5 protein-coding genes are annotated in these 8,273 nt (G+C 68.6%); all 5 read right to left on the bottom strand.

Annotation, left to right across the window (positions count from 1 at the left end; all coding sequences use genetic code 11):
* Nucleotides 1–1,235: 1,235 nt before the first annotated feature.
* On the bottom strand, nt 1,236–2,234 hold the full coding sequence (locus tag ACGLHR_RS20705; RefSeq protein WP_400096132.1) for a Bug family tripartite tricarboxylate transporter substrate binding protein: 999 nt from the start codon (nt 2,232–2,234) through the stop codon (nt 1,236–1,238).
* Nucleotides 2,231–3,571, bottom strand: coding sequence for a DUF1254 domain-containing protein (locus tag ACGLHR_RS20700; protein ID WP_400096131.1), 1,341 nt, complete (start codon nt 3,569–3,571; stop codon nt 2,231–2,233). Before ACGLHR_RS20700 ends, ACGLHR_RS20705 begins: the two co-directional genes overlap by 4 nt.
* A 24-nt stretch (nt 3,572–3,595) precedes the next feature.
* On the bottom strand, nt 3,596–4,909 hold the full coding sequence (locus ACGLHR_RS20695; RefSeq protein WP_400096135.1) for a DUF1254 domain-containing protein: 1,314 nt from the start codon (nt 4,907–4,909) through the stop codon (nt 3,596–3,598).
* 36 nt (nt 4,910–4,945) lie between these two features.
* Nucleotides 4,946–5,956, bottom strand: coding sequence for a Bug family tripartite tricarboxylate transporter substrate binding protein (locus tag ACGLHR_RS20690; RefSeq protein ID WP_400096130.1), 1,011 nt, complete (start codon nt 5,954–5,956; stop codon nt 4,946–4,948).
* A 98-nt stretch (nt 5,957–6,054) separates the two neighbouring features.
* Nucleotides 6,055–8,211, bottom strand: coding sequence for an acetate--CoA ligase family protein (locus tag ACGLHR_RS20685; protein ID WP_400096129.1), 2,157 nt, complete (start codon nt 8,209–8,211; stop codon nt 6,055–6,057).
* Nucleotides 8,212–8,273: the final 62 nt, after the last annotated feature.

Here is an 8,273-nt window from a genome sequence, read left to right as displayed (position 1 = left end):
GTTACCGGTTTGAATGGCCACGATCCTGCGGATGGCGCTGGTTTCGTGGTGAGGCTGCTCGGTAGCGGCATCCCTGCTCATTCATCCATCTGCCGGTACCGGTGCGAAGCGCCACGATATATCACGCCATGAGGGTTTCGTGGTGGGGTGGACGCGGTGGTGAATGCCTCGGCATTATTTTTTCGGTGCCACCGCGCCCACGACGGAAACGGGACGCTTGCAACTTCGTGGCCGCCCGCCCCGCGAGCGACAGACGGCTTGAAATTCGTGGTGGTGGCTACCGGTGTGGGCCACCACGAATCCCCGGGCATTGGCAGCGTCGTGGTGGTCTAAACTGGTAACGGCAGCACCCGGGGCCGTACGACGAAACCATTGCGGGGGTGTCTCTTGTTGGGTGGGGTTTTATTGCTTCTAGCTGCTGGCGCGGCTGTACGGGGTTGGCCGATTTAGAACGTGTGAGATGTCACTTCTCTTTACTCGTAAAGAGAAGTAACCAAGAGAAAGCGATCCTTGCAGGAGGCTGGCTTGTCGGGGTTGCATAGCCCGGTGGTTTCGTCGTCAGGCCCTGGGTTCTAATGGCCTCATGCCGTTACCGGTTTGAATGGCCACGATCCAGCGGAGCACGCTGGTTTCGTGGTGAGGCTGCTCGGTAGCAGCATCCCTGCCCATTCGCCCATCTGCCGGTACCGGATCGGAGCATCACGATATATCACGCCGTGATGGTTTCGTGGTGGGGTGGGCGCGGTGGTGAATCCCTCAGAACTATTCCGGCAGTGCCACCGCGCCCACGACGAAAACGGGACGCTTGCAACTTCGTGGCCGCCCGCCCCGCGAGCGACAGACGGCTTGAAATTCGTGGTGTTGGCTACCGGTGGGGGCCACCACGAAACCCTGGGCATTGGCAGCGTCGTGGTGATCTAAACTGGTAACGGCACGAGTCAGTTAGCACCCAGGGCCGTACGACGAAACCATTGGGATTCCCAATGACGCCACGCCAGCCTCCTGCAAGGATCGCTTTCTTTTGGTTACTTTTCTTTACGAGTAAAGAAAAGTGACATCTCACACGTTCTAAAACGGCAACACCGCCCAGCCGCGACAGCAGCTAGGAGAGCGAAAACCCCGCCCACAAACGGCACCCCCGCGTCAGCGGGCCACCATGCCAAACCAAAGCTGCAACCGCCGCCGATTCAATTCAATCCTCGCCAAGCGAGGCAGATTTTTCACACTAGCACACCCTATTCCAACTTGATCCCCGCCGACTTGATCAATGGCCCCCACTTGGCCACCTCGGCATCGATGAAACGCGCGAGCGATGCGCTGTCGCCCGCCTCCGGCTGCAGCCCGAGGCCGATCAGCTTGCTGCGCGTCTGCGCATCGGCCAGCACCGCGTTGGCGTCCCGGTTGAGCTGCTCCACGATCTCCGGCGGCGTGCCCGCCGGCGCCATCAGCCCGAACCAGCCGTAACCCACCACGCCGGGATACCCTTGCTCGCCAAACGTGGGCGCGTCCGGATACACCGGCGTGCGCTGCTCGGCGGACACCGCGATCACGCGCAGCTTGCCGGCCTTGATGAATGGCAGCGCGGTGGTGATGGCGGTCAGCGTGGCGTCCACCCGGCCTGCAAGCAATTCGGTGTAGGCCGTGGAGTCGCCGCGGTAATGCACGTTGAGGCCTTTGAATTTCGTCTGGGCGGCGAAGAGTTCGGCAGTCAGGTGCGGCCCCGAGCCGATGCCCGGCGAGGCGAAGGTCACGCCGTCCTTCTTCTCGCGCGCCATGCGCACGAAATCCGCCACCGTGCGCACTGGCGAATCGGCGTTGACGATCAGGAATAACGGCCCGAGCACGCGCGGCCCTACTGCCACGAAGTCCTTGTGGATGTCATAACGCTGGGATAGCCCCGCCGCCGCATTGATGGCAAACGGCGCCGCCGCCCACAACAGCGTGTAGCCGTCCGGCGTGGCGCGCGCGATCTGCTCGTTGGCCACGCGCGTGCCAGCGCCGGGCTTGTTCTCCACCACGAACTGCTGCTTGTACTTGCGGCTGAGCCCCTCGCTGAGCAGGCGCGCCGAGATGTCGTTGGAGCCGCCCGGGCCGTAGGGCGAGACCAGGCGTACCGGGCGCGACGGATACGCCTCGGCATGCGCAGGCGCCAGCGCGCCGCCGGCCACGGCCAACAGCACGGCGTTGCCGGCCAGGCGGAGCACTTGCCTGCGCTTTTGCGAGTTCAGTGTCATGACGGCTCCTTGACCAAAGCTTGCGCGCCCGCCAGCGGGCGGATCGGCGGATAGGCAAAGGTCTTGTCGAGATGCGCGGGCTGGGGCACGTAGAGCCGCAGCGTCACGTAGAACGGGCCCGCGGGCGCGGGCAGCCAGTTGCCCTCGTCCGCGGCATCGGCCGGCGGCGTGGCCGACAGGCGCAGCAGCAGGCTGCCATCCGGCGCGTAGCGCAGGCTCGGCGAGCGGTCGCCCAGCGAGTAGCGCCCGAGCACGTTATCCACCAGCATGCAGTCGGCCTTGCTGTACATGGTGAGCGACCAGAACGCGCCTACCTGCGGCAGCGCATCGGCGGCGAAGGCCAGCTCGTAGCCAACGCGGCCGTCGAGCGGCGCGCCCTCGCTGTCGCGGTCGGCCATGACATACATCGCCTCTTCCACGCCGAGCGCGCCGATATAGTTGCGCGCCACCAGCGCGCGCTCGGCGAAACGCGTGCCGAACGATGCGCGGATTTCCACCGGCAGGGTCCAGCCGCCGCCAAGGTCGGACGGCAGCGGCGTTGCCAGTTCGGCGAGCACCTCCTGGATGGCGGTGCCCAGGCGCGCGAGCGCTTCGCCGTCAAGCGCGGCGGCATCGCAATCCGCGCCGATGCCCAAAGGCGCAAAGCCTGCCACCAGCCCGGCCTCTGCCTGCGGCGGCGGGTTCTCGCGCAACGCCTGGCTGACCACCTCGGCATAGCGGCGCGGATCGCCCAGATGCTCGCCGGGCTGCATGCCGACATCGAAGGCCCGCGCGGCCGGCCCGCCCGCCAGCGTGCTCAGGCGGAACTGGTCCTGCAGTGCGTGCACGGCCGGCAGGTCGGCCTCGCCATCCACCAGCACGCGGCCAAGCAGCCACACCGCATCCGTGGGACAGGCGATGGCGGTGGCGCCTGCGGGCACTTCGCCGTGCCAGCGCGGGCCGTGCAGCAAGAAGCGCGCGCGCCCGTTGCCGGTGGTACGGGTGCCGATATAGCCGAAGGGGTTGGTATAGAAGTCGAGTAGGCCGAGCACGTAGTAGCGGCCGGCACTGTCGGGCACATCCAGCAGCAGCGGCCCTTGCGACAAGTCCATCCAGGCGTTGCTGTAGAGCGTGTCGTTATTGGGCGTGACCACCTGGCGATGCTGCGGGCCGAGCAGCTGGCGCGTGTGGATGAAATGATTGATCCAGCGCACCGGGGCATCGGGCTGCTGGGCGGCAAACTCGCCGGCGCTGTTGCGGCGCGGGCAGGTGGCGGCACGCATGCGCGCCATTTCATAAAGGGGCAGCGTGTAGCGGATGGCGTCGTGGGCCAGCGCGGCGGATACGGTCTGGGGCATGGTGGCTTCCATAGCTTGGTTGGCTCAATCGACGCGGCGCACGGCCGGGATGGTGTACTGGCCGTCCAGGAAAGACTGCGCGGGATGGTAGAGCCGCAAGATCAGGTAGAACGAGCCGGCGGGCGCGGGCAGCCAGTTTTCCTGCTGCTGCGCTCGCGCGTGCGAGATCGGAATCACCAGGCTGCCATCGGCCTCCATGCGCAAGCCCGGCGTGCGGTCGCCTACGGCGTAGCGGCCGATCTCGTTGGCGCTGAAGTAGCGATCCTCGCCGTACAGCGACACCGACCAGAACGCTTGCGCGGGCGGCAGCATGCCGGGCGCGAAGCGCAGCTCGTAACGGTGGCGGCCATCGAGCGGCGCGCCATCCGCATCGAAATCGGCCATGGCGTAGATGGCCTCGTCCGCGCGCAGGGCGCCCAGGCCCTTCATCGCGGTGCAGGCGCGTTGCAGCCAGTCGTCGCCGTACCTGCCCAGCTTCAGGCTGTAGCCCCAGCTCTTGCGGCCCTGGCTGCGGGTATGGGCCTCGATCACCGCCATGCCTTGCGCGTAGGCGCTTTCCAGCCCGGCCACGACGGCCGGGCGCAACGCCGCGAAATCGATCTCGTCTTCCAGCCGGATGCCGGCCTTGCGCAGCAGCGTCAGGATGCCCAGCTCTTCGGCCGCCGGCGGGAACTCGCGCAGGGCGTTGAAGAGGTTGTGGAAAAAATCCAGCGCAGGCCGGCCGCTGTCGCTCCACTGGTCCACGCAGCGCGGGCGCGCCGCGCCCGGCGTGCGGCTCAGCGCGAAGCCTTGCTCGAAGGCACGCGCCACCGTCAGGTCATCCGGTCCCTGCACCAGCACGCGGCCGAGCAGCCAGACCAGCGAGCTCGGGCATGACAGCGCATGCGCGCCGCTGGCCGTCTGGCCCGGGCCGACCAGCTCGATCTCGCCGCCTTCTGCGGCGACATTGCGCGGGCCCAGGTTCTCGAAGTTGTTGGTATGGACGTCGAGCAGCTCGATCACGTAGTAGCGGCCCGCATCGGGCAGGGGCGGAATGCGCAGCGTCACCGGGCCATCCGCCAGGTTGACCCAGCCGCAGAAATACAGCAGGTCGTTGGCCGGGGTGACAATGTCGCGGTCCTCGTGCGTCCATTGGCGCTCGCTGGCGGACAACGCATTCATCGGCGCGCGGCCATAGCCGGTGGCCGCCGCTACCGAGGTCTGCAGGCGGCAGGTGCGCAGTGTTTCGATGAGCGCGTAGCCGTAGATCACCAGCGGCATTGCTGCGCCGGCGACCAGCGCCTGCTGGGGGCTGGCTTGTGTTGCAGCGGCAAGCGTGGGGGTGGCGGGAGAATTCATGTTCATGGGTGTGGCTCCTGGCGAAATCAGGCGGGATTATTCGAGGGCGGCGCCGCTCGACTTGACAAGGACAGCCCAGGCGCGGACATCGCCCTGCATCTGGGCGGCAAAGGCGGCGCGCGGCTGCGGGGTGAAGCGCATGCCCAGCGTCGCGGCCTGCGCCTGCATGGCAGGCTCGGCCATGATGGCGTCGACGGCATGCTCGAGACGATCGAGGATGGCCGCAGGCGTGCGCGCCGGCGCGAACAGCGCGTACCAGCTGTCGATGCGAAACGGCACGCCGGACTCGGCAAAGGTGGGCACATCGGGCAGCGCCACCGAGCGCTCCGAGCCGGTGACCGCCAGCGCCCTGACCTTGCCGCTGCGGATCAACGGCAAGGTGCCGGCCAGGTCGGACATGGCCACCGGCAACGTGCCGCCCATCACATCGGTCAGCATCGGGCTCACGCCTTTGTAGGGAATGTGGCGCAGGTGAATGCCGCTGCTCACGTTCAGGCTCTCGCCGGCCAGGTGGCCGCCCGAGCCGGGGCCCCAGGAGCCGTAGGCCAGGTCGGCGCCGGGACGCTTGGCGGCCGCGATCAGCGCCGGCAGGTCCTTGCCCGTGAAAGCCGGGCCGGCCACCAGCACGTTGCCGCCGTAGGCCAGCCGGCCCACCGGCACGAAATCGCGCACGGGGTCATAGGGCAGCCGGGGAAAGATCGCGGGTGCGATGGCGTGCGTGGCGGAGATGCCAAGCAACAGCGTGTAGCCGTCCGGCGCCGCGCGCGCGACCTGGGCCGAGCCGATGGTGCCGGTGGCGCCCGCCACGTTTTCCACCAGCACCGTGCCGCCCAGCGCGGTCGACAACCTGGCGGCCACCAGCCGGCCGACGACGTCGGTGCCGCCGCCCGGCGGAAAGGGCACCACCAGGCGGATCGGCTTGTCGGGGTACTTTGCGGCTTGCGGTGGCGCGGCGCGCACCGATGTGGCCGCCAGCGCCGTCAGCATGACGAGGGCGAGAGCGCCGGCCGCTGGCGCGCACGTGGTCCTTGCAGCTTGCAAATGCATGATGCTTGTCTCCAGTTGTTGTTGCCCATCCGCGCGTCCGGTCTGCGCCGGCATGTGGTGGCGCGGTGGGCCCAAGCGTCTTTGCTATGCCATCTGGTTCATGCTGGTCCGCCCGCCGGCAGCAAGGTGATCACGGCGTCCGCCGCCACCGCGCCCTCGGCGCCGATGACGAACGGGTTGATTTCCAGCGTATCGAGCCGTGGCCCGAGCGCGGCGGCCACCTTCGACACCCGCACCAGCAAATCGGCGGCCTGTGCCAGCGGCAGCACCGGGTTGCCGCGATGGCCGGCGAACAGCACCGCGGCGCGGCTCTTGTCCAGCATGGCGCGGGCGCGCTCAGGCGACAGCGGCGCCAGCCCGAAGGCCATCTGCCCGAAGATCTCCACGGCGGTGCCGCCGATGCCGGCCAATACCACCAGCCCGAACACCGGATCGCGCCGCACGCCCACCATCAGCTCGCCCCAGCCACGCACCATGCGGGCTACCAGCACGCCTTCGAAGGACAGGCTGGCATCGGCCCGGGCCAGCGCCGCCTGCATCGCGGCAAAGGCCTTGCGCACCGCGGCGGCGTCCGTCAGGTTGAGAGCCACGCCGCCTACGTCGCTCTTGTGCAGCACCTGTGCCGAGCACAGCTTGACGGCGACCGGGTAGCCGATGCGCTGCGCCAGGGCTACTGCCTCATCGGCGTCGCGCGCCAGGCCGTGCGCGGCCACCGGCACGCCAGCGTCCGCCAGCAGGCGCATGGCGTCGAACTCGGACAGCGCGCTGGCATCGTCAGGCACATCGCGCAGGAGCGCTGCGGCGGGCGCGGCGGCCTCTGCTGCCGGCGTGCTCACGGCAGCGGCTTCCAATGCTGCAGCGCGCGCCAGCGCGGCCACCGCCTCGATGGCGTGGGCCGGCTCGCGGAACACCAGGCAGCCATGCGCCTCCAGCCACGCCCGCTTGTCGGCGTCGACCACGCCGGACAGCAGCAGCGGCGCGGCGCGCTTGTCCTCATGCAGCGCGCCGATGGCGCGCTGCAGTTCTTCCCACAGGCGCGGCGCATTGGCGCCGCCGGCGAGGAAGGCCACCACGCTGCCGTACTCGCCGCAGGTAGCCACGCCGGCCATCGCGTCGAGCAGCACGGCGGGCTGGGCCACCACCTGCCCCGTCACGTCGATCGGGTTGGCGGTGCTGGCAAAGGGAATGCTCGTGCGCAGCGCCTTGGCGGCGGCCGCGGGCATGGGCGGCATGGGCATGCCGAGCTCTTCGGCGCGATCGGCCATCATGATGCCGACGCCGCCGGACACCGTGACGATAGCCACCGGCGCCACCGCATCGGCAATCAATCCGCTCGGGCTGTCCCAGCGCGCCGGACGGCGCCCGCGCGACAGTGTGTAGCCGAGGCGGAAGAAATCTTCGAGCGTATGGGCGCGATGCACGCCGTACTCGTCGAACACCGCTTGATACACCGCGTCCTCGCCAGCCAGGCTCGCCGTGTGCGACTGCGCAGAACGCGCGCCTGCCTCGGTGGTGCCCACCTTGGTGATCACCACCGGCTTGCCGATGGCGCGCGCGGCGGCCAGCGCCTGGCGCAGGCGCGCGCCATCGCGGCAGCCTTCCATATACGCCAGGATCACGCGGGTATCTTCATCCTGCGCCATCCACTCGATCACATCGGCCACCTGCAGGCCGGCCTCGTTGCCGGTGGTCACCCAATGGCTCAGGCCCAGCCCGGCCTCGCGCGCCAGCGCGAAGGCGTAGGCGCCAAACGCGCCGCTCTGGCTGACCAGCCCCACGTCGCCCGCAGGCGGCACGCCAGTCAGCGGGATCGGCGAGAAGGTGGCAAACATGCGCGCGCGCAGATTCATCACGCCCAGGCAGTTAGGGCCGAGCAGGGCCACGCCGTGCCGGCGCGCGCTCTCGGCCAGCGCCACTTGCATGGCCAGGCCCTCGTCGCCCACCTCGGCAAAGCCCGAGGTGAAGAAGATCGCGGCGCGCGTGCCGTTCTGTGCCAGTTGCGCCATCACGGATTCTGTCGCCACCGCCGGCACTGCCACGATGGCCAGGTCGACGCGCTCGCCGATGGCGGCCAGCGTCGGGTAAGCGGGCAAGCCCTGGATCTCGCTGGCGGTGGGATGCACGGGATAGATGTGCCCGGCGTAGCCAAGCTCGCGCAGCAGGCGAATCGGCATGCCGCCCACCTTCTCGGGCTGCGTGGACGCGCCGATGACCGCGACCGAACGCGGTTTCAGCAGGGGATCTAGGCTGGGCATGACATTGTCTCCGGATTGCCTTGAATGCTTGTTTTGGTTGCGCCTGTGCCGGCGCTGCGTGT

This window comes from Cupriavidus sp. CuC1 (assembly GCF_044627735.1).
GTDB classification, from domain to species: domain Bacteria; phylum Pseudomonadota; class Gammaproteobacteria; order Burkholderiales; family Burkholderiaceae; genus Cupriavidus; species Cupriavidus ulmosensis.
Note: the sequence above shows the minus strand (reverse complement) of the source record. Positions and strands in the feature narration are given on the sequence as shown.

Coding starts and splice junctions, on each gene's coding strand:
- ACGLHR_RS20695 (WP_400096135.1), bottom strand. CDS start 4,909: ATGAATTCTCCCGCCACCCCCACGCTTGCCGCTGCAACACAAGCCAGC.
- ACGLHR_RS20690 (WP_400096130.1), bottom strand. CDS start 5,956: ATGCATTTGCAAGCTGCAAGGACCACGTGCGCGCCAGCGGCCGGCGCT.
- ACGLHR_RS20705 (WP_400096132.1), bottom strand. CDS start 2,234: ATGACACTGAACTCGCAAAAGCGCAGGCAAGTGCTCCGCCTGGCCGGC.
- ACGLHR_RS20685 (WP_400096129.1), bottom strand. CDS start 8,211: ATGCCCAGCCTAGATCCCCTGCTGAAACCGCGTTCGGTCGCGGTCATC.
- ACGLHR_RS20700 (WP_400096131.1), bottom strand. CDS start 3,571: ATGCCCCAGACCGTATCCGCCGCGCTGGCCCACGACGCCATCCGCTAC.